General features: G+C 60.2%; 19 protein-coding genes. 4 read left to right on the top strand and 15 right to left on the bottom strand.

From position 1 onward, the window contains the following. The 4 genes from HMPREF3053_RS07410 to HMPREF3053_RS07395 form a co-directional block, all read right to left on the bottom strand. Complete coding sequence (locus HMPREF3053_RS07410) at positions 1-1437, bottom strand: hemolysin family protein (RefSeq protein WP_070767504.1); 1437 nt, start codon at positions 1435-1437, stop codon at positions 1-3. Positions 1438-1857: 420 nt separating this feature from the next. Beyond that, entirely contained in the window at positions 1858-2076 is a 219-nt protein-coding gene (locus tag HMPREF3053_RS07405) for a hypothetical protein (protein ID WP_049193535.1), read from the bottom strand. Between the two features lie 181 nt (positions 2077-2257). After that, the gene (locus tag HMPREF3053_RS07400) at positions 2258-2968 is read right to left on the bottom strand and encodes a YceI family protein (protein WP_070767503.1); all 711 of its coding nucleotides are present in this window, start codon (positions 2966-2968) and stop codon (positions 2258-2260) included. Between the two features lie 17 nt (positions 2969-2985). Beyond that, positions 2986-3378: a hypothetical protein gene (locus HMPREF3053_RS07395; protein WP_224783748.1), complete on the bottom strand. Its 393-nt coding sequence runs from the start codon at positions 3376-3378 to the stop codon at positions 2986-2988. 81 nt (positions 3379-3459) lie between these two features. On the opposite strand from HMPREF3053_RS07395, the gene HMPREF3053_RS07390 reads away from it, so the two are divergent. After that, entirely contained in the window at positions 3460-3849 is a 390-nt protein-coding gene (locus HMPREF3053_RS07390; RefSeq protein WP_005511311.1) for an RNA polymerase-binding protein RbpA, read from the top strand. A gap of 322 nt (positions 3850-4171) precedes the next feature. Here the strand turns inward: HMPREF3053_RS07390 and HMPREF3053_RS07385 are convergent, their stop codons facing one another. From HMPREF3053_RS07385 to HMPREF3053_RS07365, 5 genes are all read right to left on the bottom strand, one after another. Continuing rightward, entirely contained in the window at positions 4172-4984 is an 813-nt protein-coding gene (locus HMPREF3053_RS07385; protein ID WP_016422816.1) for a polyprenol monophosphomannose synthase, read from the bottom strand. A 12-nt stretch (positions 4985-4996) separates the two neighbouring features. Beyond that, positions 4997-6685 carry an apolipoprotein N-acyltransferase gene (lnt, locus tag HMPREF3053_RS07380; protein ID WP_070767502.1) on the bottom strand — a complete coding sequence of 563 codons (1689 nt, stop codon included), beginning with the start codon at positions 6683-6685 and terminating at the stop codon, positions 4997-4999. A 38-nt stretch (positions 6686-6723) separates the two neighbouring features. Beyond that, entirely contained in the window at positions 6724-7344 is a 621-nt protein-coding gene (locus tag HMPREF3053_RS07375) for an FxsA family protein (protein WP_070767501.1), read from the bottom strand. 76 nt (positions 7345-7420) lie between these two features. Then, positions 7421-11071 carry a cobaltochelatase subunit CobN gene (cobN, locus tag HMPREF3053_RS07370; RefSeq protein ID WP_070767500.1) on the bottom strand — a complete coding sequence of 1217 codons (3651 nt, stop codon included), beginning with the start codon at positions 11069-11071 and terminating at the stop codon, positions 7421-7423. 173 nt (positions 11072-11244) lie between these two features. Next, positions 11245-12807 (bottom strand): lipase family protein, encoded by a 1563-nt coding sequence (locus tag HMPREF3053_RS07365; protein ID WP_070549306.1) that lies wholly within the window; start codon positions 12805-12807, stop codon positions 11245-11247. A gap of 251 nt (positions 12808-13058) precedes the next feature. Here HMPREF3053_RS07365 and cobG point away from each other — a divergent pair, with 251 nt between their 5' ends. From cobG to cobJ, 3 genes are read left to right on the top strand one after another with little or no spacing between them, the layout of a single operon-like run. Next, on the top strand, positions 13059-14234 hold the full coding sequence (gene cobG / locus HMPREF3053_RS07360) for a precorrin-3B synthase (RefSeq protein WP_070767499.1): 1176 nt from the start codon (positions 13059-13061) through the stop codon (positions 14232-14234). Positions 14235-14245: 11 nt separating this feature from the next. Further along, positions 14246-14896, top strand: coding sequence for a precorrin-8X methylmutase (locus HMPREF3053_RS07355; RefSeq protein ID WP_048734062.1), 651 nt, complete (start codon positions 14246-14248; stop codon positions 14894-14896). Positions 14897-14899: 3 nt separating this feature from the next. Further along, complete coding sequence (cobJ, locus tag HMPREF3053_RS07350) at positions 14900-16510, top strand: precorrin-3B C(17)-methyltransferase (protein WP_048734064.1); 1611 nt, start codon at positions 14900-14902, stop codon at positions 16508-16510. Positions 16511-16513: 3 nt separating this feature from the next. Here the strand turns inward: cobJ and HMPREF3053_RS07345 are convergent, their stop codons facing one another. From HMPREF3053_RS07345 to HMPREF3053_RS07320, 6 genes are all read right to left on the bottom strand, one after another. Continuing rightward, a complete protein-coding gene (locus HMPREF3053_RS07345) occupies positions 16514-17254 on the bottom strand; it encodes a cobalt-precorrin-6A reductase (protein WP_048734066.1) in 741 nt (246 codons plus the stop codon). Next, the gene (gene cobM / locus HMPREF3053_RS07340; protein WP_048734069.1) at positions 17242-18015 is read right to left on the bottom strand and encodes a precorrin-4 C(11)-methyltransferase; all 774 of its coding nucleotides are present in this window, start codon (positions 18013-18015) and stop codon (positions 17242-17244) included. The genes HMPREF3053_RS07345 and cobM overlap by 13 nt, the downstream gene beginning before the upstream one ends. Positions 18016-18061: 46 nt before the next feature. After that, complete coding sequence (locus HMPREF3053_RS07335; protein ID WP_070429699.1) at positions 18062-19288, bottom strand: bifunctional cobalt-precorrin-7 (C(5))-methyltransferase/cobalt-precorrin-6B (C(15))-methyltransferase; 1227 nt, start codon at positions 19286-19288, stop codon at positions 18062-18064. After that, positions 19285-20049 carry an SDR family NAD(P)-dependent oxidoreductase gene (locus HMPREF3053_RS07330; RefSeq protein WP_048734074.1) on the bottom strand — a complete coding sequence of 255 codons (765 nt, stop codon included), beginning with the start codon at positions 20047-20049 and terminating at the stop codon, positions 19285-19287. The genes HMPREF3053_RS07335 and HMPREF3053_RS07330 overlap by 4 nt, the downstream gene beginning before the upstream one ends. A gap of 32 nt (positions 20050-20081) precedes the next feature. Further along, positions 20082-21197: a M24 family metallopeptidase gene (locus HMPREF3053_RS07325; protein ID WP_070767498.1), complete on the bottom strand. Its 1116-nt coding sequence runs from the start codon at positions 21195-21197 to the stop codon at positions 20082-20084. An 89-nt stretch (positions 21198-21286) separates the two neighbouring features. After that, complete coding sequence (locus HMPREF3053_RS07320; protein ID WP_070767497.1) at positions 21287-24073, bottom strand: DEAD/DEAH box helicase; 2787 nt, start codon at positions 24071-24073, stop codon at positions 21287-21289. Positions 24074-24075 lie beyond the last annotated feature (2 nt).

The following is a 24075-nucleotide window of genomic DNA, read 5'->3' as shown; positions in this document are numbered from 1 at the left end:
CTAGCCCTCCTTTTCGCTGTTGTGCTCGACGTGGTTGTGACTGGTGCCGTCCTGGTCAGCGCCTTCATCCGTGCGCGTGACCTTGTTGCCGGCGCGGTCCACCTGGACACGAATACGGCCAACGCGGTGACGCGCCATGCGCTCGACTCGAAAAGCAACTTCAGCGGTGGTAGGCAAGTTCTCCTCATCGAGGTTTTCGTGGTCGGTGGCTTCGACCGTAATCGTGTCGCCGAAGCGAGGCATGCGATCCAAGCGTTCGGTGATAAATCCACCAATAGTGTCGGATTCTTCGCCCTCCGGCAGGACCAGGTTTAGGATCTCTCCCAACTCATCAGGGCGCATGAGACCGGAAACAATCACCGTATTGGGGCTAATCCGGCTGTAGAGCAACGAACGATCGTCCTGTTCATCGTCAATTTCACCGACGATCTCCTCGACGAGATCCTCCAACGTCACAATGCCGTCCGTGCCGCCGTACTCATCGACAACCACTGCGAACTGGTATGCATCCTCACGCAGTTGACGCATCAGCGGATCAAGTGTGGTCGAGTCGTTCACCACGAGTACATCTTTGGCCAGGCTCGCAGCCGACGTCGTCAAGCGTTGTGCGTGTGGCACGCTGAGCAGGTCGGTGTAATGCACCACGCCGCGAATGTCGTCGACGCTGTTGCCGACGACGGGGAAGCGGGCGTGCCCGGAATCTGCGACGACCGTCAGCATCTCTGCGACGCTCTGATTTTCGATAAAGATAATCTGCGTGCGTGGCGTCATCACATCAGCCGCCGTGCGCTCGCCGAACTCAATCGATCGCGCCACCAACTCGGCGGTCTGCGGGTTAATCTTTCCTTCATCGCTAGAGCGCGTGACGACGGCACGGAGTTCCTCCGCGGTCCTGGCACTGGCGACCTCTTCCTCAGGGGAGAAGCCGAGCCGTTTTAGCACCCAATTAGCCGCGCTGTTGAGTAGCCAGACCAGCCAGCCGAATGCGAACATGAAGGCATTCTGTGGTCTGACCACGAGGTTTGCGACTTTAGTGGGCTCGGCGATGGCCCAGTTTTTGGGGACGAGTTCGCCAAAGACCATTTGAGTGAAGGTCGCGATAATGAAAGCGCCCGTAGTGCTGATTGCAGTGACGGTGGCGGGAGAGATGCTAGTGCCACCAAAAGCGGCTTCGAGGAGGACGCCGAGGGAAGGACCGGTCAGGAAACCAGCAACAAGGCTGGTGACCGTAATTCCCAGCTGTGCTCCGGAGAGGTTAGTAGAGGTGCGTGATAGAGCACGGTCTACTAAATATGCGGACCTTGAGCCGGCGTTTGCGGCGTTCTTGACATCGTTCCTATTAACCGTGAGGTAGGAAAACTCGACAGCAACGAAAATTGCATTGGCGAAAACGAGGAAAAGAAAGACCGCTAAAACGATAAGCGCGGATACGATCACGCGGCATCACCTGAAGTGTTCGCTGCGTTCGCTGGGGATGCTGCGGCGGTTGCTGCGGTGATTGCGCTTACTGCGGCTACAGAGAGCCCGTCAACGTTGGCGCGAGGCTTTGGGTCGTCGGACGAGCCAGATCTATCTGATGTGTCGGATGCATTGGGTCTGTCTGAGCTGCTGGATGTGTCTGAGAGTTCAGGCATGCGGGAAATCTTACTAAAAATTCCTTAGACCTGACGGCAATGGCGCATCGGCGGTAATGGGGAGGACGGGATCCTAAGGGCAAAATGTCATAATGTATATTATCGGACAAATAATGAAAGTGGTTGGCCCTGGGGTTTTCTGAATTTCCAGGGCTGCCGCTTTTTCCGCCGCCGCTTTTCTGCTGCCGTGTTCTATCTTGGCGCTTGATCTATGCCGTCGGGATTATTGCTCATTGTCCTTGGCGTTCGCTGCAAGCTCATCCGCGTTGCGGACGGCAATCTCTTCCCGCAGCCGCTTGTTCTGCCACAGCGTCATGCCAATCAGGAGTATGCCGACAGCCACGAGCCACCACGCGCCCTTGTAGGCCACGAATGCAATGAAGATAATCAGTAGTACCATTCGCACCTTTCGTGCGAGCAGCATTGCTTCGTAGGTGTTCATATCGTTGTGACTCCCAACTGGCCTACCAAAATTGTTTTTGGCAGGACTTCTGTGGTGTGTGACTAAATGGCTTTATTGCGTCACAGTGACGAATCGAGGTGTATTTTCGCTGGCTATAAGCCTCTTTGGATTAGCGCTACTGCGATTCTCTTTAGATGGCTGTGTCTGCCAGCCGCGAAACCTACGCGTCCTGCTTCTCTGCGACAATGCGCAGATTGAGTTCGCCGTTCTCCTCGATGGATGCAGCTACAAACTGTGGCAGGCGCACGTTGTAATCCAGGCGGTTGATTGGCAAAGAGCCCGACAACAAAACCAAGTTTTCGGTACGAGCGGCCTTCATTGGTACGGTGACATCATTGGTGACACCGCGGATGGTCAGGCGTCCCGGAATCTCGATATTCGCCCACTGGCCGTTATCTGGAATGCTCGAAATATCGAGTGGTTCTGCAAGCTCAAACTTAGCTTCTGGGTACTGCTCAACGCTGAAAATATTGTTGCGGACATTGATGTCACGACGTTCAATATCGCTAGTCAGAGTTGCCATATCAACAACAACGGATGCGTCCTCAAGATTGTTGTCAGCAACCTTCAGCTCACCGGTGACATCGTGAGTGGAACCGGACGTCGTCCGCCTGCTGCCCGGCAGTACCTCGTTAAAAGTAAAACCAACGGAGGTGTTCTGTGAGTTATCGCCACCGACAATCTTCCAGGTGCCATTCGCATCAGTTGTTGCTGCAGGCAGCTCCGTGGCCTCGAAATCCCCAGTACGCACCCCTTCATGCGTGAAAACGCGATACAAAACTGGCCCCACAATAACAATTGCGAGCGCAACAACTGCAACGGCTATCAAAGTAATAATTGACTTACGGACACCAGAATTCATAGTGCTCATCCTATCCTTTTAATCCGCTATGGGATAAACCGTTCCACCTCGCGCGTTTTCATAATCAATTCCTGCGTAATCTCCTGCAGGACGGCAGTCTCCATGCCGTCGTCAAGCGCGGTGCGCAAGTCTTCGGCGAGACAACGTACTTCGAAGAGCCCGTCCCCTATTCGCTTTACGACGTCATCGCCCGCCGGCCTGCTCGTGGCATCGGTGGCGGTCTTTAGCGTGAGATCCGAATTGATTCGCTCGGCAATCGGCCTGGAAGCGCCTTTTGCTACGCCAGTGCGTTTTTCGTACGCGCGCTGCCGGCAGGCTTGGCTGCAGAACTTGCGACGGCGACCGCGGATGGCGACCTCCATTTCGCGGCCACACCACTGGCAATTGGCAGTAGTTGTGCTCGGCTTTTGATCTGACACAGAAGTCAATTATGGCATGAATACAGATTAAGGCGTTATAATGTGTGGTCTAGTATTTCTACCAAAGGGGGCACGTTCCACATGGCAGATCGAGTTCTTCGTGGCAGTCGCATGGGCGCCGTTTCGTATGAGACCGATCGCGATCATGACCTCGCGCCGCGAATGATGGTCCGCTACCGCACTGAATCCGGTGAGATCTTCGAGGTCCCATTCGCGGATGACGCGGAAATTCCAGGTGAATGGCTGTGCAAGAATGGCCAAATTGGTGAGCTGGTTGAAGGCGAAGGCACTGAAGCCAAGCCGGTGAAGCCGCCGAGGACTCACTGGGACATGCTCCGTGAGCGTCGCTCCATTGAGGAGCTCGACGTGCTGCTGGATGAGCGCGTTGACTTGCTGCGCAAGCGTCGTCGTAACGCCGCTCGCCTGCTGAAGGCTCAGAAGGAAGCCGAAGAAGCAGAGAAGAACGCTTAAGGTTTGAGCTGGCTTGCGCTAGTGAGCTTTAGGGCGCTGCAGCTGTGAATTACATGCTGCAAAATGGGTCCGGATAAGGTTTTGCTCCTTATTCGGGCCCGTTTTTTGTTGGTGCCTGGCTGCGGCGGGCCGATCCGAGTTACTGACTGCGTTTATGACAAAAATGGCCTGAAAAATGGCTTGAAACTGTCATAAACTAAGACAGTTTCACATTTGCAGCCCCCATTCATACAGGCAGCCCGTATTCACATTTGCAGCCCGCAGTCATACAGGCAGCCCGTCTCCACACGGGCAGGCCGCAATCTTTGGGGCTGCCCTAGCCCTACTTGCGGAATCGCTGCTTAAACTCGTGACCAGCCAGGCGACCAATCTCCGACCCCAGGTTTTTTACCTGCTGTGAGCGGTGCTTGAATCCCCACTTGGTGACCTGCAGCAGTGACTGCTTCACAAAGCTGCCATCCATCTTGGACTCGCCGTACTCGCGCTCAGTAAAGGTGATCGGAACCTCCTCCACCAAGAAGCCCGCCTGTACAGCCTCAAAAGCGAGCTCGGTCTGGAACAGGTACGCAGCCTTGCCAATGTTCTCGAGGTCAAGGGTTTCGAGAACTTCCCGTCGATAAGCACGGTAGCCAGCGGTGATATCCGAGATGCCCGCGCCGAGCGCCAGCGAGATGTAGAGGTTGCCGCCGCGGGAGAGAACCTGACGGCTCATTGGCCAGTTGACGGTCTTGCCGCCCGGAATGTAGCGGGAACCGATGACGACATCGGCACCGTCCTCGAGCTTCTCCAGCAGCAGATGGAACTGCTCTGGTGCGTGGGAGCCGTCGGCATCCATCTCGCAGAGAACCTCGTAGTCGCGCTCGAGACCCCAAGCGAAGCCCGCGCGGTACGCACCCCAGAGACCGCCCTTGCCCTCGCGGTGCAGGACGTAGATGTGCTCTTCGCCGTTGTCCGACTTGTCAGCGGCAGCGATTTCATCGGCGAGCTCACCGGTGCCGTCTGGTGAAGAGTCATCGACAACCAAAATGTCGACGCGAGGCTCCGCTGCGCGCAGGCGTGCAATCACGCCCGGCAGGTTTTCCCGCTCGTTGAAAGTGGGAATGACAACCAGCGTCGACTCATTTAGGGCAGTCACTCGTGATTCTCCTTAGTGCATGTTCTGCTCAGTATCCCGGCCATCAACTTCATCTGCGCCTGCCCTGGCATCTCCGCCACGGCGACGCAGGACGGCACCAACCACACAAAGAATACCGAATGCGGTCAGTAGACCTTCAATCCACGTCCCGAAGCGGGCTGCAAAAGTCAGGTGGGCGTACTGAGGCAGAGTTTCAGTGAGTACCTTCTGCTCGAAGATTTTGCTCCGCTTTACGACGTCTCCGTGCGCATCCACAATCGCGCTCACACCGCTGGTTGCGGCGACGGCCGTGGAGCGTTGGAACTCCATGGCTCGCATGCGGCTCATGGCCAGCTGTTGGTAGGTCATGTCGGTGAAACCGAAGGTGGCGTTATTTGTGGGCGTGGCCAGCATGGTTGCGCCGTGTTTGACTGCGTTGCGGAAGGCACCATCGAAGACCACTTCGTAACAGGTGGCCACGCCTAGATTGACCTTCTTTAAACCATCGGTGCCTGGCGTTGTAACCACGGCATCGCCGTTGCCCGGAGTCATGTCTCCGGCGTGAGCGACCATGTCGGAAAAGTGACGTAGCAGTTCGCGGAATGGCATGGTCTCGCCGAAGGGCTGGAGATAGATTTTCTCGTGCTGGTCGCCGGGGCCGGTCTGCGGATCCCAGACCACCATGGTGTTTTGCACCCCATTGGTGTAGGTAAAGGTGCCGACCACGATGGGAGCGCCAATATTCATCGCGGCGTTTTCGATAATGCGTGCCGCTTCCCCATCCGTAAACGGGCTGACATCGGAGGAGTTTTCGGGCCAGATGACGATGTCCGGCTGCTCTTCCTTACCTTGGTGGACACGTCGGGCCAGCTCATTGGTGGCATCGGCGTGGTTTTGCAGGACTGCGCGGCGCTGGGCATTGAACTCTAAACCGAGGCGCGGAACATTGCCCTGGATAACCGCGACACGGGTGTTGTCAGCGGCCGTAGGCTCAGGCAGCGGTTGGGTCCACGCAGGAAGAACCCAGCCGACGAATAACGCTCCCACCAAAAGCGCAGCGGAGGTTGCATAGGAACGTAGCGTGAGCGCGACCAGTCCCGCACCAACGCAAGCAGCGAGGAAAGTGACCAATGCAGTGCTGCCGATTGCCACTGCTGGGGCCAGCGGGCCGTCGACCTGCCCCCAGGCAACGCGGAGCCAGGGGAAGCCTCCGAAAGGCCAGCGGGCTAGCAGCGCCTCCCCTGCCACGAGCGCAGCGGCCATGCCAGGGAGCTTCAGCGCGAGGGGGAAACTGGATTGGGCAATCAGCCACATCGCAAGCGCCGCCGGAATTGCGAGCAGTCCCAGCACAATTGAGAGCGCCACGTAGGGGCCAATGCCGACGAAGGAGCCGATCCACGGCAGTGAGAAAAGAGCCGTCGCTGTTGCCCAGCTGAAGCCCACCACTACGCTGGATTTCCAATCGGCTGCGCAGAAGAAGGCAAGAATGAGCAGGGCGAGGCCGATCCAGGCCGTCCACCACCAGCTCATGGGCGCATAGCTTAAGAACTGCAATCCACCAGCGAGGATTGCAATGAAGGCGAGAACGAGGCGCTGCTTTAGTGGGGTAAGCGCGCGAAAGCGCGCCTGCCAGCGATTCGGATTCTCCGGAATGTCTTTCGAAGCGTCTTTCTGAGCGACGTTCCCGTGCTCGCTGGAGCGCGCTTGGCGGTTAGTGTGCACTTGTATAAGAGAACTCTCTACGTTTGCGAGTTTTTGAGTTAGCGCTTGTCGCTGTCGTCCTGGTCATCATCCCAGGCGTTGTCCGGTGCCGGTGGGACGATTTTATCCTGTGGGAAGGCCTTGCCATCCGCGCCCGGAAAACCACCAGAGAATCCAGGGAACCCCGAAAAACCGCCAGCACCAGCGCCAGCTCCTGGAGCACCCGGGTTCATGCCGTACTGAGAGACCACCATCATGCTGCGGTCACTGAAGTTGCGGAGTCCGTTGAGCAGCGCCACCGATCCGCTCTTACGAATCAGCCAGCGAGTCGGCGGTAGCACCATGAGGAAACCAACAACCGTGGAGACGACGCCCGGCAGGGCAAGCAGCCAAGAGCCAACCAACAGGATTGCCGAGTCAGCCACAAAGTGTCCCGCGCCCTTTGCCGAGCGCTTGATTGCCTCCTCCGGATGCTTCTGTCCGTACTCAGTAAGAGTACGAGAAGTATCCAGCAGCAACTTCTGGTAGATGCGCTTGAACTCGATGGCGGCGAAAACCAATCCCAGAATGAATAGACCCAGAACCAGCAGGACGGTCCAGCCATAGCCAATCCATTCACCAAGTGCGATAAAGGCCGCAATCTCGGCGATGAGGTAAATAATTGTGAACCACTTGCTCATAGTTCCCCAGTGTAACCGCCACTAGATGAGCAAGTGGTTACGGCTATCGGCCGGTTAGACGACGACTAGCGGTCGCCTACCGGTCAGCGCGCTCCTCCAAGTCGCCCTCTGTATCCAGGTAGGTCTGGCGCAGCAGATCCATGCGTTCCTGGTCGGGGTTTTCCCACATACCGCGCTCTGCGGCCTCCATCAGGCGCTCGGAAATATCGTGCAGAGCCCACGGATTCGACTGTTCAAAGAACTCGCGGTTTTCCGGGTTCGCAACGTACTCGTCGGTAAGCGTTTCGTACATCCAGTCATCCATGACCTTCGCCGTCGCGTCGTAACCGAAGAGGTAGTCGACGGTTGCGGCCATTTCGAAGGCGCCCTTGTAGCCGTGGTTACGCATTGCCTGCATCCAGCGTGGGTTGACCACGCGGGCACGGAAGACACGTCGCGTCTCCTCGTGCAGGGTGCGGGTACGCACGGCGTCCGGGCGCGTGGAATCTCCCACATACGCTTCTGGAGCGGAACCCGTCAGTGCACGGACCGTGGCGATCATGCCGCCGTGGAACTGGAAGTAGTCATCGGAGTCGGCGATATCGTGCTCGCGGGTATCGGCATTCTTCGCGGCAACCTGAATACGGCGGTAGGCCGTCTTCATGTCGTCAGCGGCCTCTTCCCCGTCGACGCCGCGGCCATAGGCGTAGCCGCCCCAGGTTGTGTAGACCTTCGCCAGGTCCGCGTCATCGCGCCAGGAACCGGAATCGATAAGTTGCAGCAGGCCAGCTCCATAGGTGCCCGGCTTGGAACCGAAGATACGGCGCGGGCGCTCCTGCTGGTCGGCCTTCGCATGGGCGCGCACGTAGTTGTCCTCATCGGATTCATCAAGCTTGACGACGAGCTGAAACGCGTCATCCAAAAGGTCGATAACATGCGGAAACGCATCACGGAAGAAGCCGGAAATACGGACGGTCACGTCAATGCGCGGTCGGCCCAGCTCCTCCAGCGGAATCGGCTCAAGGCCGACAATACGGCGAGATGCGTCATCCCACACCGGATGCACACCAATCAACGCGAGCACCTCGGCGATGTCATCGCCCGAGGTACGCATGGCGGAAGTGCCCCATACTGACAAGCCAACCGACTTCGGGTACTCGCCGTGGTCGGCGCGGTAGCGTTCAATCAGGCCATCGGCGAGGTTGACGCCGGTTTCCCAAGCCAGGCGCGACGGCACCGCCTTGGGGTCGACCGAGTAGAAGTTGCGGGCAGTTGGCAGCACGTTGACCAGGCCGCGCAGTGGTGAACCAGAGGGGCCAGCTGGAACGAATTCGCCATCGAGAGCGGAAAGAATGCGCGGGATCTCCTCGGCGGTAGCAGCCAGGCGCGGGAGAATTTCGTCGCGGGTGAACTGCAGCAGCTCGACAACCTGATCAAGGCCGTTTGGTGCCGCGATATCGGCAAATTCCTCGGAGCCGAGCACATCAGCCGCGATCTGTGTCACCGGTTGGTCGGGATTCTTCACCACGGCGGTTACCAGCGCCGTAGCCAGTGCATCGATAGAGTCCACAGCGTGGCGTTCATCGGTGCCATCCTCGGCCAGGCCGAGAGCTTCGCGCAGGCCCGGCAGGGTCTGCTTGCCGCCCCACAGCTGGCGGGCGCGCAACATGGTGGTCACAGTGCCGATCAGGGATTCATCTTCCGGTGCCTGGCTGAGCACGTGGAGGCCACCGCGGATGGCGACGTCCTTAATCTCGCAGAGCCAGCCGTCGACATGCATGAGCATGTCATCGAAGACCTCCTCGTCCGGGCGCTCGTCCCAGCCGAGGTCGCGGTCCATCTTCGCGGCGGTCAGCAGCGTCCAAATCTCCTGGCGGATGGCCGGCAGCTTGGCCGGGTCCATGGCGGAGATGTTCTGGTGCTCGTCGAGAAGCTGTTCCAGACGGGTGATGTCGCCGTAGGATTCGGCGCGGGCCATCGGCGGAATGAGGTGGTCGACCAGAGTGGCGTGAGCACGGCGTTTGGCCTGTGTGCCTTCGCCCGGGTCGTTGACCAAGAAGGGGTAGATCATTGGCAGCTCGCCGATGGCAGCATCCGGGCCGCAGGAAGCGGAAAGGCCGACGGTCTTGCCCGGCAGCCACTCCAGGTTGCCGTGCTTGCCCATGTGAACCACGGCATCGGCGCCGAAACCGCCCTCCGCCTGCGGCAGCGACAGGAAGCGGTAGCAGGCCAGGTAATGGTGCGTCGGCGGCAGATCCGGGTCGTGGTAGATACCCACCGGGTTGTCACCGAAACCGCGCGGCGGCTGCACCATGACCACGACATTGCCGAAGGTCAGGCCCGCAATGTAGATGTCCTGGGTATCCGGGTGGACGTACAGGGTGCCCGGCGCGGCACCCCACTTGTCCTGCATGTCGGAGCGAAGTTCTTCCGGCAAGGTAGCGAAGAACTTCTCGTAGGTGGCAGCGGGCAGGCGGAGTTCGGCTGCCTCCATAACCTCTTCGGTCAGCCAGTCCGGGTCTTGGCCGCCGGCCTCGATGATGGCGTGCATGAACGCATCTGGTTCATCGGCGCCATCCTTGGCGGTGGCATATCCGGGGATTTTGGTGGTGTCGCCGAGGTTGTATCCGGCGTCGGCAAGCGCGTGCAGCACCTTCAACGTGGATGCTGGTGTGTCCAGACCGACGGCGTTGCCGATGCGGGCGTGCTTGGTCGGGTACGCAGAGAGCATGACGGCGACGCGCTTGTCAGCGTTGTCGATGTGGCGGAGCGCGGCGTAACGGGTGGCGATGCCGGCGAGGCGGTCGCAGCGCTCGAGATCTGGGACGTAGGAAATGAGCTCGTCGGAGTCGATTTCCTTAAACGAGAACGCGACCGAGATGATGCGGCCGTCGAATTCGGGGACGGCGACCTGCGTTGCGACGTCCAGCGGTGACAGGCCCTCGTCGTTGTCCTCCCATGCCGTCTTGGACGAAGTCAGGGCCAAACCCTGGATGATGGGAATGTTCAGGTCTGCGAGTGCGGCGACATCCCAGCCGTCATCGTCCTGACCGGCCTGTGCGAGTGCCGGGCGGTTGCCGCCAGCGGCGAGCACCGTGGTGATGAGCGCGTCGCGAGAAGCTAGCTCTGCCAGCAGTTCATCGCTGGCGGTGCGCAGGGACGCGGCGAAGATAGGCTTGGCGACGTAGCCGCGAGCCTCGACAGCGTCAGCGAGAGCCTCAATGTAGTGCGTATTTCCCGCCAGGTGCTGGGCGCGGTAGTAAATAATGCCGACGGTGCCGCGGGAATCTTCCGTGGCCACCTTGGAGTCGCGCTCCAGGAAACCCCAGGCCGGCATGCGAGCTGGTTCTTCAAAGCCAAGACCGGTCAGAAGCAGTGTGTCCGACAAGAAATTGTGCAGCTGTGCGAGGTTTTTCGCGCCGCCTTCCGCCAGGTAGATGTGCGTTTGCGTGGCGACGTTTGCGGGAACTGTCGAGTACTCGGTGAGTTCGGCATCGGGCGCCTGCTCGCCCGAGACGAGGACGGTGGGAATACCGGAGTTCACAAAGTAGTCGATGCCGGATTCCCAGGCGCGGCGGCCACCGAGAAGTCGGATGATGACGACATCGGCACCGTCGGCAAGCGTGGGCAAATCATCGTCGAGCAGACGCGCCGGGTTTGCCCAACGGTAGGACACCTCCGGGTTGGCCTGAGCGGCCGCGCGGGCGGACAGAAGGTCGGTATCCGAGGTCGACAGCAGCAGAATCACGGTGTAGTCATTCACTTCCTGGGGAGCAACGCGTCCCCGGTCGGCGGGAGTCTGCCTTCTAACCGATGACGAGGTCTGACTGTGACAGTGGCGCGACCGTGCGGATTTTCACCGAGCTTCTCGTCAGCGGCATGGCAGTGGATTTCTCCATCACTCTACTGCAGCGTCTATTGCTAGAGTTCCAGCGACTGCTCCGCCGGCTGATCTGGGAAGTGGGACCAGAGGAAGTCCGTGGCATTAGTCAGTTCCGCGAGCATCGGAACGATATGGTTAATGCCCGTCTTCGGTAGCACCGGTGAAGTCGTGTTTTCGACGTACTCCAGGTCGGTGAAGCCGAGATTCAGCCAGGAATCGCGCAGCTTGCGAACCTGGTTGATGGGGATGATGTCATCATGCTCACCCGAGTAGAGGTACACCGGCGCATTGGGGACGAAGTTGCCGACGCGCTGGCGTGCGAGTTCCTTCTGTACCGGCTCGTAGCGCTTAATCATCTCGCTGAGTGACTCACCGCTAGTCGTGTACTGGTCAGTGGTTTCAAACGAGTGATGGAAACCCAAGCCACCCGCGCAGTAGTTGCCCACGTTGTCCAGCAGTTCTTTGCCTTCGGGGCTGATTTCTTCCTTGAGGACTCGGCGCAGCTCCGGATCCTTATCCAGGACAGAATTGATTGCGAGTGCAATCGCGGCGGTCAGCGTAGTGCCATCAATCTGGTCGAGGACGTTTGCAAGATCGGACGGCGGGCCACCGGCGGCAGATGCGGCAACGTTGAGCTCCGGAGCGTAGACACTTGCACGCTCAGCAGCTGCAGCGGCTGCGGAGCCACCCTGGGAGTAGCCATAAATTCCCACGGGCGCATTTTTGTCCACGCCGAGCTCGTGTGAGGCAGACACGGCATCAAACAGCGACTGTGCTGAGGCGATGTTGTCGACGTAGTCCTGGTTACCCTGGGCATTGCGGTGGTGGTCGATCATCACCACAGTCGCGCCTCGCTTCAAGTTCGCGACCATCGGAATCGTCTCGTATGGAGCAATAATGTCCAACGGATCGAACTCAATCTTCAGGCCGGTCTGTGAGGAGATTGATGGGTCGCATTTTTCCGCGCCACCCTGCGTGCCCGGAGCGATTGCCACGACCGGACGCGGACCGCTGCCCTTCCACTCCGTCTTCGGAGTCACCACAAGGGCTGTGTCCACACTGGGATTGCCGAGGGAATCCGTGGAGTTGTAGTGAATACGCTTGGCATCCACATTCCACAGCTTGTCGTTCACCATCATCTCGGCATCCTCGCTGCTGACCAGCGTGCCGGCATTTGCCGTGCGCGACGGGGTCAGCGGCAGAGAATTCAGCGGCGAGGCTGCGGCCACGCGTGCCTGTTCCGGGGTCAGCTGCCTACCTGCGTCCTCGCTGTCAGACTCCTCATCGTCCTTCTCGATGCCGAGTAGCCTTTCCATATTCGGGTTCGGTACATGGCCGAAACCAGGCAGTTCGCGGTTTGCGCTTGACGACGACACCTTATCCGCCAGCCCACTATCCGATAGGCCTGGGATGTTTAGTGGCTGTGCGTTTGCAGGTGTAGCCAGGCCGATGGTCATAAGACCTGCTAGCGCTACCCCGATTCCCGTTCGGATGGTGCGACGGTTTCGTCGTGAAGCAGAGCGTGTCTGTGTCGAGGCACGGCCGGTGCCGACGGTGTCGTGTGCCTCGTGCGTGAGTGCCTCAGCGTCGTGATGTGGCATGAAATCTCCTGAATAACCCCAGATTGAAAACCCAATGAAAACTTCCCTTAATTCAGAGGAAGTTAGGTTATGAAAACAATAAAGTTTTAAAAAGGTAAATCGGTGGATTTTAGTGAAGAATTTGTATGTTTTTCGCGGAGGGGTATCAAAACTCCACTTCAGAAGGGTTTCGTTGGGCTGGAAAGGAGTCGGATAATGTGCCCCTGTTTTCGGGGGCTCAGCTCTGTGTGTGTTTGCGTATTCTTGAGAGTATGACTGCATCTGATCAAGGAACCCGCACTCGTCAGGACGGTTGCCCCGGCAGCCGCAAGGTTCATATCGCAGCTGATGGCGCAATTGGTCGTCTGCGCTTCCCCGGAGGCTTTCTTCCCGCGCCGGGCTTCGCCGTACTCGCCGATTTGGCCGAGAATTTCGGCGACGGTGATATTCACTTCACTTCCCGCGGCAATGTTCAGATCCGTGGCATCACCAACACCGGCGCATTCGCCGATGCCGCGGAAGAAGAGAAGCTGGTTCCCTCCACCAGCCACGACCGCGTACGCAACGTTCTTCAGTCGCCGCTGTCCGGTCGCGTCGGCGGTAAAGCTGATGTGCGTGACCTGGTTCAAGAGTTCGACAAGGCTCTCATCGCGGAGCCGTCGCTGGCAACACTGCCAGGTCGCACACTCATGGCTTTCGACGACGGCCGCGGTGACGTGCTCGGTGAGCGCCCCGACTTCGGCGTTGTCGCCCATGATGAGAACACGTTTGAACTCATCATTGGCGGCGCGACCTCGGGGATTGTCGTCCCGCGTGACGACGTCGTGGAGGCTCTCATCACCACAGCGAAGGTGTGGAATGACAGCCGTGGTTCAGCCTGGCGCATCGCGGAAGCCAATGCGGCCGAGCGCATTGCCGATGCGATAATCGAGGAATTGGGCGCCCGAGTCCGTCGCCAGGAGCCGACCCCGGCTGAGAGCTTTGATGCCACCGCCGGGCTGTCCCGCCAGATCGGTTGGATTGACCAGCCGGATGGCCTGGTTAGCCTGGCCGCTGGCCTGCGCTTTGGCGTCCTCCCGGCGCGTCTGGCCCGTGCGATTTCGCATACGCAAGTTCCTGTGCACGTCACTCCGTGGTACTCGCTGATTCTGCACGATTTGGAAGAGGAAGTTGCCGAACAGGTCGTCAAGGTATTGGCGCCCAATGGCCTGATCTTCGACCGGAAGTCCACCTGGCTGCGCGTCAGCGCCTGCACCGGACGCCCCGGCTGCAAAAAGTCTCTGGCTGACACCCGCGGCGATGCTTCTCACGCAATTGCCGATGGCCGACTGCCCGAGGGGCGCGTGCACTTCTCCGGTTGTGAGCGTCGCTGCGGCAAGCCCAAGGGCGGTTACTTCGACTATCTCGCCACCGGGGACGGAGAATACGAAGTCACTGCTGTGGACTAGGCTTTAAGCCTATGAAGCGCTTTGAGTACAACACCGACGGTGCGGATATTTACCGTAACTCGTTTGCCATCATTCGCGAAGAAAGCGATCTTTCCCGCTTCGATGCCGATGAGGAAACCGTCGCTGTCAGAATGATTCACGCAGCAGGTCAGACCGACCTGGCCAAGGACATCGTCTTTTCCACGGGAGCTGTGCGCGCAGCTCGCCAGGCTCTCGAGGAAGGCGCTCCTATCTTCACCGATGTCAACATGATCGCCTCGGGTATTACCCGCAAGCGCTTACCTGCTGACAACGAGGTCATCTGCCTGCTGCGTGATGAGCGCGTCCCCAAGCTGGCTCAAGAACTCGGCACCACGCGCACTGCTGCCGCCGTGGAGCTGTGGAAGCCACGCCTAGAGGGCGCGGTTGTCGCCATCGGCAACGCTCCCACCGCCCTCTTCCACCTGCTCAACCGCATTAATGAGGGCTCCTTCCCCATGCCCGCTGCCATTTTGGCCATGCCAGTGGGCTTCGTCGGTGCCGCGGAATCAAAGCAGGCCACTATCGACTCCGGTGCCGAAAACCCAGAGCTGAAGTACATCACCGTCACCGGCCGTCGCGGTGGCTCGGCTATCACCTGTGCTGCCCTCAATGCCATTGCGACCGCAAAGGAGATCATCTAAACCATGTCCGGCTCCTACAGTGCTCAGCCTGGTCATCTCTACGGCGTCGGACTCGGTCCCGGCGACGCAGGTCTCATTACACTCCGCGGTGCCGACATCATCCGCACAGCCGATGTTATCGCCTACCATGCAGGAACTCACGGACGTTCCACGGCGCGCTCAATCGCCGCCGAACTGATTGACGCGCGTGACGACGCTGCCGTGGAAGAGCAATTGCAATACCCGGTGACCACCGGGCGTCCAGTCGACTACCGCGAGCAGCTCGCCGGTTTCTATGCAGAGGCCACTGCTCGCCTGCACAAGCACTTGGCCGAGGGACGAAGTGTTGCAGTTCTTTCGCTCGGTGACCCGATGCTCTATAGCTCGTACCAGCATCTGCATCACGCCCTCAGCGAGGACTTTCCCACTGAGATTGTCCCTGGAGTGGCCAGCATTACTGCGGCGGCAGCAGAGATTGGTCAGCCGCTCGGCGAGGCTACCGAAATCGTCAGCGTTGTTCCCGCCACCGCTGATTCCGAGCGCATCGCTGCGGTTCTTGACGCCTCAGACTGTGTAGTCATTATGAAGCTGGGGAAAAACGTTGAGAAGGTTCGTACAGCGTTGCAGTCCGCAGGCATGCTCGAGCGCGCCTACGTTGTCGAGCGAGCAACCATGAATGAGCACACCAGCTACCCGCTGGCCGATGCAGACCCGGAGAAAGTTCCGTACTTCGCAGTAGCCGTCGTGCCTTCCGCTGTCTACGGAACTGAACGGAGTGTTTCTGGGGCGCCTGAGCCAGCTAATGATGCGGCGAGCGATACAGTCACCGATACGGCGACTGAGTCGGCTGCCCCAGCAGTTGGTGAAGTCGTCGTTGTCGGCCTAGGCCCGGGTGCGGAGCGCTGGACCACCCCAGAAGTCACCGAGGAACTGGCCCGAGCCACGGATCTGGTGGGCTACTCCACCTACATCAACCGGGTTCCTGAGCGCGCCGGGCAACGCCGCCACCTCTCAGACAACCGCGTAGAGGCAGAGCGAGCCACTATGGCGCTGGATATCGCCAAGCGTGGAGGTCGAGTTGCGGTGGTCAGTTCCGGTGACCCGGGGGTCTTCGCTATGGCGGCCGCAGTGCTGGAAGTCGCTGATGACGATATGTGGCGAGACATTCCAGTTCGAGTCGTGCCAGGCATGACTGCGGCTCAGGCTGTCGCAAGTCGAGTGGGCGCTCCCCTTGGCCATGACTTTGCGATGCTCAGTCTCTCCGACAGGTTGAAGCCCTGGGAGGTCGTCGTTAAGCGAGTGCGTGCCGTAGCCGGAGCAGACATGGCATTTGCTGTCTACAACCCGGCATCCAAGTCGCGGAGATGGCAGATTCGAGAGCTACGCGCATTGGCCATGGAGTACCGCGAACCGACAACGCCTGTGATTGTGGCACGGGCAGTTGGCTCGGAGCAGGAAAACGTTACCGTGACCACGTTGGCGGAGTTCGATCCGGATGTCGTCGATATGCGAACCATGGTGATTATCGGTTCGTCGTCGACCAAGGCGTATCGTGCCGGCAAGACCACTCGGGTCTACACCGCACGTCACTACGGTGAGGGCGGCACCAGCGGAACTGGCGAGTTGCTGCGTTAGCCGCTACGCCCGGCGGATGACGGCGTTGTACGCCTCATCCACTGTTGTGGCGACGGTGGCGATATCCGCGCCGGGCAGCTGCGGGCGCTGCACGATAACGACCGGCTTCTTTAGGTCGCGGGCTGCCTCAATCTTTGCGTAGGTAGCAGCACCACCGGAGTTTTTGGTCACCACGCAGTCCACGGCGTAATCCCGCATGAGCTTGCGCTCCGCTGCGACATCGTAAGGCCCACGGCTGAGAATAATCTTCCGATTCTTCGGCAGCGGCGGCGCGGGCTGTTCCACACAGCGAATGAGGTAACGGCCGTTGGAGTCACCGGCAAATGGAGCAAGCTGCTGACGGCCAATAGTGAGAAACGGGCTGTAGAAACGGTCGGCAACAACGTCCGCGGCCTCCTGCATAGAGGACACCTCAACCCAGTTGTCGCCTGGCTGCTTCTCCCACGCAGGGCGATGCAGCGCCACGAGCGGAATACCGGTGGCTCGGGCAGCTTCAGCAGCAGATTCGCTGATCTGTTCTGCATACGGATGCGTGGCATCGATGATGACTTCAGTGGCATCGGAGATTAGCCATCGAGTCAGTCCTGCGGGACCGCCAAAACCGCCGATACGGACATTGCCGACGGGCAGCTTGGGGTTGGAAACGCGACCGGCCAGTGACGAGGTGACAAACCAGCCCTCGCCCACTAGGCGCTTGGCCAGGGCGCGGGCTTCAGCAGTTCCACCCAGTATTAGTGCACGCATGGGATGGTCCGTCCGTATTCATCGCGTGGGCGATCATCGCTGTAGAGGTAGCTATCCGGGAACGCCTCGGCGGTGAGCACCTTGCCGACAATGATGACAGCCGTACGAGTCACACCTGCATCCTTGACCTGCTGCGCAATATCAGCCAGCGTACCGCGGAGAATAACCTGTTCCGGACGGGATGCGAAAGCTACCACTGCCACCGGGCCGTGCTCACCATAATGCGGGGTGAGCTCCTCAACCACACGGTCAATATCGTGGGCGGCCAAGTGAATGCACAGGGTCGCGCCCGTGCGACCGAAGTTCTCCAAGGTTTCGCCCTCCGGCATCTTGGAAGCGCGCCCGGAGATACGAGTCAGCACCACTGACTGACCAACGGTTGGCACCGTGAGCTCGTGGCCCAGAGCGGCCGCCGCCGCGGAAAATGCCGGCACACCCGGAACGATTTCGTAGTCAATGCCGAGCTCGCTGAGACGACGAACCTGCTCTGCCAGCGCCGACCACACCGACGGGTCACCGGACTGCAGGCGTGCGACATCCTTGCCCGCCGCATGTGCCGCCTGAATGGTCTCGATGATGGTATCCAGCGGCATACGCGCGGTATTGATAATCTCTGCGCCCTCGGGGCAGTTTTCCAGCACCTCAGGCGGGACAATCGATCCCGCGTAAAGACACACTGGGCAGGAACGAATAAGCCGGTCCGCGCGCAGCGTCAGCAAATCCGCTGCCCCCGGGCCTGCACCGATGAAATACACAGTCATTGTGAGTTACAGAGTCCTCAATATTTTCTAGACAGAGATATTACGTCTATGGTAGCGCAGGCGCTACTGGCTTCTCCGCCACCCACTGCACCACCGGCAACGCAGGGCGCCACGCAGTGAAACTGCCGACTGCACCTGCGCGCTCCACGGAAAGCCGGGTGACATCCCCGCCATAGTCGCGACGCGCCTGCCACAGCAAAGCCTCCGACTCCAGCGTCACGGTGTTTGCGACGATGATGCCACCCGGGGCAAGGCGTTGCCAACAGGTTTCAATCATTCCGTCAGCAGTGAGACCTCCGCCGATGAAAATGGCATCTGGGCGAAGATTCGAGTCAGCCAAAACCCCCGGCGCTGCGCCGTGGTGGACGGTCACATTGCCAGACAGAGCCGCCACATTCTTAGCAATTCGCTCTGCACGAACAGCATCGCGCTCGAAAATTTCCGCACGTCCGCCGTGCCGAGCCCACTCAATGCCAATCGACCCCGTGCCACCGCCGACATCCCACAGCAGAGCTCCCGGCCGCGGATCCAATGCAGCGACCGTCATTTGGCGAATCGGCGCCTTCGTCAGCTGACCATCCGAATCAAAGTCACCGTCGCGCAGCCAGCCGCGCGCGCTTCCCGACGGCTCCACCGCCAGCACCGTGAGGTTGCCAGCTGGAACTGGTGGGTTCGCCACCGTGCCTGCGGCAACGGACTCCGGCAGCCCTGTAGCTTCCGTGCCGCCGAGATTGGTCAGCGCGGTGAGCTTGGTGTCTGGGCGGTCGGCTAAAACCGTAGCGACCTCTTTCACTGAGTCCGCGTTTCGGCACAGCACCAGGAAGGGCCGTAGTGAATCCGCTACCGGTACCACACGCGCGGCTCCAGGTAGCCCCGGCTCCCCTGTCACCAGCGAAATCACCGGAGTGTCATGCAAGGGCCAGCCGAGGTAGGCGCAGGCCAATGAGGCTGACGATGGCGCTGGAATAACCTCCACGGCGCCACGGCCGAGCTCCCGAACCAGGGACGCGCCGACACCGTGGAACATGGGGTCGCCACTGGCGAGGATGACATCGACTGCGGGGTCAATATCTGCCAGGGTGGCCTGCCAGTCCTTCCAGAAGCCACCTGGCCAAGGTGAGAGGTCGGCGTCCAGGTTGACGTCGGCAAGCAAATGGAGCTGACGGGGAGAGCCAATGATGCGGCGAGCCGACGACAACGCCTCGACAGCGCGGGCGGATAGACCAGGGTACCCGTCGCAGCCGATGCCGACGACGCGAAGCTTTGGGCTCATCGGGGCATCTTGCGCCAAATCCAGCGCGGAGTCAGATGTGTGGCGCGTGCGAGCAATGCCAATTTACGCGGCACCCAGACGTGGGGCTTCCGACCGTCGAAAGCAGTGACGGCGGCCTCCGCGACCTCGGCGGGGCGCGAGGACATCGGCGCTGGCTTCATGCCTTCGGTCATGCGGCCGATGACGAAGCCCGGCCGGACAATCGTCAGCTGAATATGGCTCCCGTGCAGGCGGTCCTGCATGCCCTGGAGGAAACCATCGAGACCGGCCTTCGCCGAACCGTAGACGTAGTTGGCGCGGCGCACGCGGGCACCTGCGATAGAGGAAAAGGCCATGATGCGGCCCGCGACCTTATCGCGCACAGGCAGCGTGCCGGAGGCGATGTCGGACTCCATGCGCGCGACAAGCTCAGTGAGAATCGATGCCTGTGCTGTGAAGTCGGTATGAATGACTGCCGCAGCAGCCTCGCCGGACTCCTCACACTTCCGCTGATCACCGAGGATACCGAACGCGACAATCACCGTGTCGATGGGACCGTGCTGCCAGGCGTGCTCGACGAACTGGCGGTGTGCCGCGATGTCATCGGCATCAAAGTGGATGCGGTGCACCGCGACGGCACCGGAGTCGATGAGCCGACCGGCAATGCCGTCGAGCGCCTCAGTGCGGCGCGCAGCGAGCGTGAAGGTGTTGTGGTTGGCCAGTCGCGCGGCAACTTCCCCGCCGATCTCGCTGGTGGCACCAAGAACGAGTACGTGTCCCATGCGCTAGAAAATACCTTTCCTCTAAACCTCGATTAGACGGTAATTAAATCGTGCGGACCATTATTGACCGATTCTCCGCCGTCTTCGGTGACAACGATGATGTCTTCCAGCCGCATACCGAACTCACCCGGCAGGTACACACCCGGCTCCACCGAAAACGCCATGCCAGGCTCGAGCTTGAGCTCATTGCCAGCCATAATGAACGGCTCTTCATGCGTGGACAGGCCAATGCCATGACCAGTGCGGTGAATGAAGTACTCGCCGTAGCCCGCAGCGGTGAGGCTATTACGCGCAATCGCATCGATCTCTGCAGCCGTCACACCGGGGCGCACCGCCGCCACGGCAGCTTCCTGCGCCTTGCGCAGAGCCGCCCACGCTGCAGCTTCCTTCTCCCCCGGCTTGCCGACGACATAGGTGCGCGTGCAATCGGAGTGGTAGCCAAGCGGCAAGGTGCCTCCGATATCGACGACCACCACGTCACCTTCCTCGATGACGCGGTCGGAGAAATCGTGGTGCGGATTCGCGCCATTTTCAGCGGAGCCGACAATGACGAAGTCAATGGCGACGTGCCCCTCCTCCAGGATGGCAGCCGAGATCTCGTCGGCGACCTCGCGCTCAGTGCGACCTGCGCGCAGCATGCCCGGCACACGAGCGTGAACGCGGTCAATAGCGGCGCCGGCCTCGCGCAGCTGTTCAATCTCAGCGGCGTCCTTGCGCATGAACAGTTCCTTCAGAAGGTCTCCGGCCAACACAGTTTTAGCTCTGGTGAGATCCTGAATGGGAATCAAGTGGTCAGCGGTCAAAGAGGCTCCCACTGCGAGGGTGCCCACGTGGCCCACCAAGTCGGCGACAATGCGGTGCGGATTCTCTCCGTCTTCCCACAACACCACATCGGCGTTGAGATCACCGATAGCGCACAGCGGCAGATCCCCGCGCTCCACGGCGGGCAGTACCAACGTGGTGGTGCCGGATGCAGTGACCACCAGCGCGGTCAGGCGTTCATGCGAAGTGACCGCAGAACCAATGAGATACTGCAGGTCAGCGCCGGTTCCAAAGACTGCAGCGTCCGCATCGCGGCTGCGGAGTAGCTCCGCAGTGCGATCCAGACGCTGCTGATAGATGTCAAAGCTAAAGATACCGTTGCTCATAGTTGCCAACTGTACCCGTCGGCCTGTGCCCGTCGCCGGTTGAGTGGCCTCGGGGCGACGAGGCTTCGGCTGACCAACGTAACCGGCAACTAATTGTTCAGCGCCACTACGCCCCTGCGAATTGCCTGAATAGCCTCGGCGGACTTGTCGCGAATGTCCGTGGAGTAGCCCGTCTTCTTGATCTGCTGCAGCAGGTCAATGACCTGACGGCACCAGCGGACAAAGTCACCTGGAGTCAGCTCCGCGCCACTCTCGGCGGCGGCTTGCAGGCAGTACCCCAGCGGTGCACCCGCAGTCCACTGATGAATTGCCGTAGCAAAAGCCATATCCGGCAAGTCCGTTACCGGCAGCCGGTAACGGCGCTCATCCTCCGACAGTTCCTCCCAGATGCGGTAGGTGTTCCCCAGCGCCTTGGCCAGCGGCTCGGTAGGCACCTCGTCACTGCCTTGACTGGCCTTGCGGTTTTCAAAGACCAAGCTCGACACCGCACCGGCCAGTTCCGCGGGGTCCAGGTCATCCCAAATACCGCGGCGCAGACACGTGGCCACCAGCAAATCCGAGCCGTTGTGAATCTGCGCCAGCCGCAGGCCTTCCTCGGTAATTGTCGGCTCCGCGCCCTCCCGCCATTCCACGTAGTCCATTTGTGTTAGCAACTGCAGCATGCGGTCGAATGTGCGCGCCAATGTATCCGAGGCGGAATCGACGCGCTTTTGCAGCTTGGCCACATGCGCCTCGGCCTGCCGCAGCGTATCGGCGTGACGAGCCATCGTCTCCACCGCAGGATCGCCATGTAGCGGATGCTCGCGCAGCTCCTGGCGCAACTTCCTCACCGCCGGCGAGTTGCCACCAGTGCGACGCTTCAGCCTCTTTGGTCCCTTTAGCCCCTTGCGGCCAATCTCTGCGCGCACAATTCCGAGCGCACGTCGCGGATGCCGGTCCGCATCCCGAGGCAGCTTAATCGCGCCGACCGTCTGCGGCGCCGCTGGGAAGATATGCGGCTCCACACGCCCCACGAACCCGCCGACACTGATGACACCGGGACGTGGATTCGACTTCGAATGGTCCTCTCGGTACACCACCGCCAACTGCACCTTCTTACCCTTCGGCAGCGGAATAACCTCGCCTCGACGGAGTCTGCGCAGCGCGGTCACTGTTTCCGTATGGCGGTCTTCAATATTGCGGCGCTTGGCGTTCTTCTCCTCCTGGGTCAGCTTCGCGCGCAGATCCAGGTATTCAAGCATCTGGGTTAGGCGCTCGTCGTCACGCGAACTGCCTTCCTCGCTTGACGACGACCCCTCAGCCTCCGCCCCTTCAGCGTGCGCATCGGCTCCCCTGCCGAGCAATTCCGCACGCAGGGCCGCGGCTTCCTGCTTGGCCTTGGACAGTTCGGCGGCGACTCCGACAATGTCGCCATCCGCCTGGAACTGGGCGAATGAGCGCTCCATGACGCGCTTCGAGCCTTCGTAACCGAGCGTCTGCAGGAGGTTGACGCTCATGTTGTAGCTCGGCGCGAAGGTGGAAATCAGCGGGTATGTGCGCGTAGATGCCAGCCCTGCGACAGCCTTCGGATCCATTGCCGGGGCCCACTGCACCACTGCATTGCCGACAGTGTCGATACCGCGGCGGCCAGCGCGACCGGTCATCTGCGTGTACTGACCCGGCGTGAGATCCACATGTGCTTCGCCGTTGAACTTGACCAGCTTCTCCAGCACGACCGTGCGGGCAGGCATGTTGATGCCCAGCGCAAGCGTCTCGGTGGCGAAGACAACCTTGACCAGGCCTTCGTTAAAGAGCTCTTCCACAATGTGCCGGAACGCAGGCAGCATGCCCGCATGGTGCGCCGCAAAACCACGGATGAGAATGCGGCGCCAGCGCAGGAAACCGAGAACCTGCAGATCTTCCTTCGGAATGTGTGCAACACCGTCATCGATAATCTTGGCGATGCGCTCCTGCTCATCCCGGTCAGTGAGCTCTGCGCGCGTAGCGCCGACCTGCACCAACGCGCCTTCGCAGCCCGCGCGGGAGAAGATGAAAACGATCGCGGGCAGCATGTTCATGGAGCCGAGCATGCGGATAACATCGCCGCGCTTCGGTGGACGGAACTTGCGCTGCCCCCTATCGCCCCAGCTGTACGAGCGCCCACCGCCCTTGTGCTTTTTGTACTGGTAGCGCTCCCTGGCTCCAGCGTCCCCGTAGCCGAACTCGGCGCGACGGCACGCCTCCAGCAGGTCCTGATTGACCTTGTCCGACTTCGCCTCGAAAAGAGGATAGAGCCGGTTTCCCACCAGCATGTGCTGATGTAGCGGAACCGGTCGCAGATCCGTGACAATGACGTCCGTGTGCCCGCGCACCGTGGAAAGCCAGCGACCGAACTCCTCGGAGTTGGACACCGTCGCCGACAAACCGATGACGGCCACGGATTGGTCGAGGTTCAAAATAACCTCTTCCCACACAGCGCCGCGCTCGCGGTCAGCGAGGTAGTGAATCTCATCCATCACCACATGCGTGAGCTTCTTCAGCGTCGGCGAGTTCGCGTAAATCATATTGCGCAGCACCTCGGTGGTCATCACCACGATGTCCGCGTCGCCGTTAATCGAAGTGTCGCCAGTGAGCAGGCCCACGCGGTCTTCGCCGTAGTCCTCGACTAGGTCGTGGTACTTCTGGTTGCTCAACGCCTTGATAGGTGTGGTGTAAAAGCACTTGCCGCCACGCTCAAGAGCTGCATAAATAGCGAATTCGCCAACAATAGTCTTGCCCGCGCCGGTGGGTGCACAGACGACAACGCCCCGCCCTGCCTCAATTGATTGGCAGGCGCGGAGCTGAAAGTCGTCAAGATCGAAATCCTGTTGGCTGACGAAATCGCCGAGAAGAGTCATGC

It is taken from the genome of Corynebacterium sp. HMSC064E07, from assembly GCF_001815745.1.
Taxonomy (GTDB): domain Bacteria; phylum Actinomycetota; class Actinomycetes; order Mycobacteriales; family Mycobacteriaceae; genus Corynebacterium; species Corynebacterium jeikeium_D.
The sequence above is the reverse complement of the archived record's forward strand: the minus strand, read 5'-3'. Positions and strand labels throughout refer to the sequence as shown.

What these genes read in the sequence shown, in the direction of transcription:
- HMPREF3053_RS07345 (WP_048734066.1), bottom strand. Translation starts at nt 17,254, where the DNA reads ATGCGTGCACTAATACTGGGTGGAACTGCTGAAGCCCGCGCCCTGGCC.
- HMPREF3053_RS07335 (WP_070429699.1), bottom strand. Translation starts at nt 19,288, where the DNA reads ATGAGCCCAAAGCTTCGCGTCGTCGGCATCGGCTGCGACGGGTACCCT.
- HMPREF3053_RS07400 (WP_070767503.1), bottom strand. Translation starts at nt 2,968, where the DNA reads ATGAGCACTATGAATTCTGGTGTCCGTAAGTCAATTATTACTTTGATA.
- cobG (WP_070767499.1), top strand. Translation starts at nt 13,059, where the DNA reads ATGACTGCATCTGATCAAGGAACCCGCACTCGTCAGGACGGTTGCCCC.
- cobJ (WP_048734064.1), top strand. Translation starts at nt 14,900, where the DNA reads ATGTCCGGCTCCTACAGTGCTCAGCCTGGTCATCTCTACGGCGTCGGA.
- HMPREF3053_RS07375 (WP_070767501.1), bottom strand. Translation starts at nt 7,344, where the DNA reads ATGAGCAAGTGGTTCACAATTATTTACCTCATCGCCGAGATTGCGGCC.
- HMPREF3053_RS07330 (WP_048734074.1), bottom strand. Translation starts at nt 20,049, where the DNA reads ATGGGACACGTACTCGTTCTTGGTGCCACCAGCGAGATCGGCGGGGAA.
- HMPREF3053_RS07365 (WP_070549306.1), bottom strand. Translation starts at nt 12,807, where the DNA reads ATGCCACATCACGACGCTGAGGCACTCACGCACGAGGCACACGACACC.
- HMPREF3053_RS07325 (WP_070767498.1), bottom strand. Translation starts at nt 21,197, where the DNA reads ATGAGCAACGGTATCTTTAGCTTTGACATCTATCAGCAGCGTCTGGAT.
- HMPREF3053_RS07390 (WP_005511311.1), top strand. Translation starts at nt 3,460, where the DNA reads ATGGCAGATCGAGTTCTTCGTGGCAGTCGCATGGGCGCCGTTTCGTAT.
- HMPREF3053_RS07320 (WP_070767497.1), bottom strand. Translation starts at nt 24,073, where the DNA reads ATGACTCTTCTCGGCGATTTCGTCAGCCAACAGGATTTCGATCTTGAC.
- cobM (WP_048734069.1), bottom strand. Translation starts at nt 18,015, where the DNA reads ATGACTGTGTATTTCATCGGTGCAGGCCCGGGGGCAGCGGATTTGCTG.
- HMPREF3053_RS07405 (WP_049193535.1), bottom strand. Translation starts at nt 2,076, where the DNA reads ATGAACACCTACGAAGCAATGCTGCTCGCACGAAAGGTGCGAATGGTA.
- HMPREF3053_RS07355 (WP_048734062.1), top strand. Translation starts at nt 14,246, where the DNA reads ATGAAGCGCTTTGAGTACAACACCGACGGTGCGGATATTTACCGTAAC.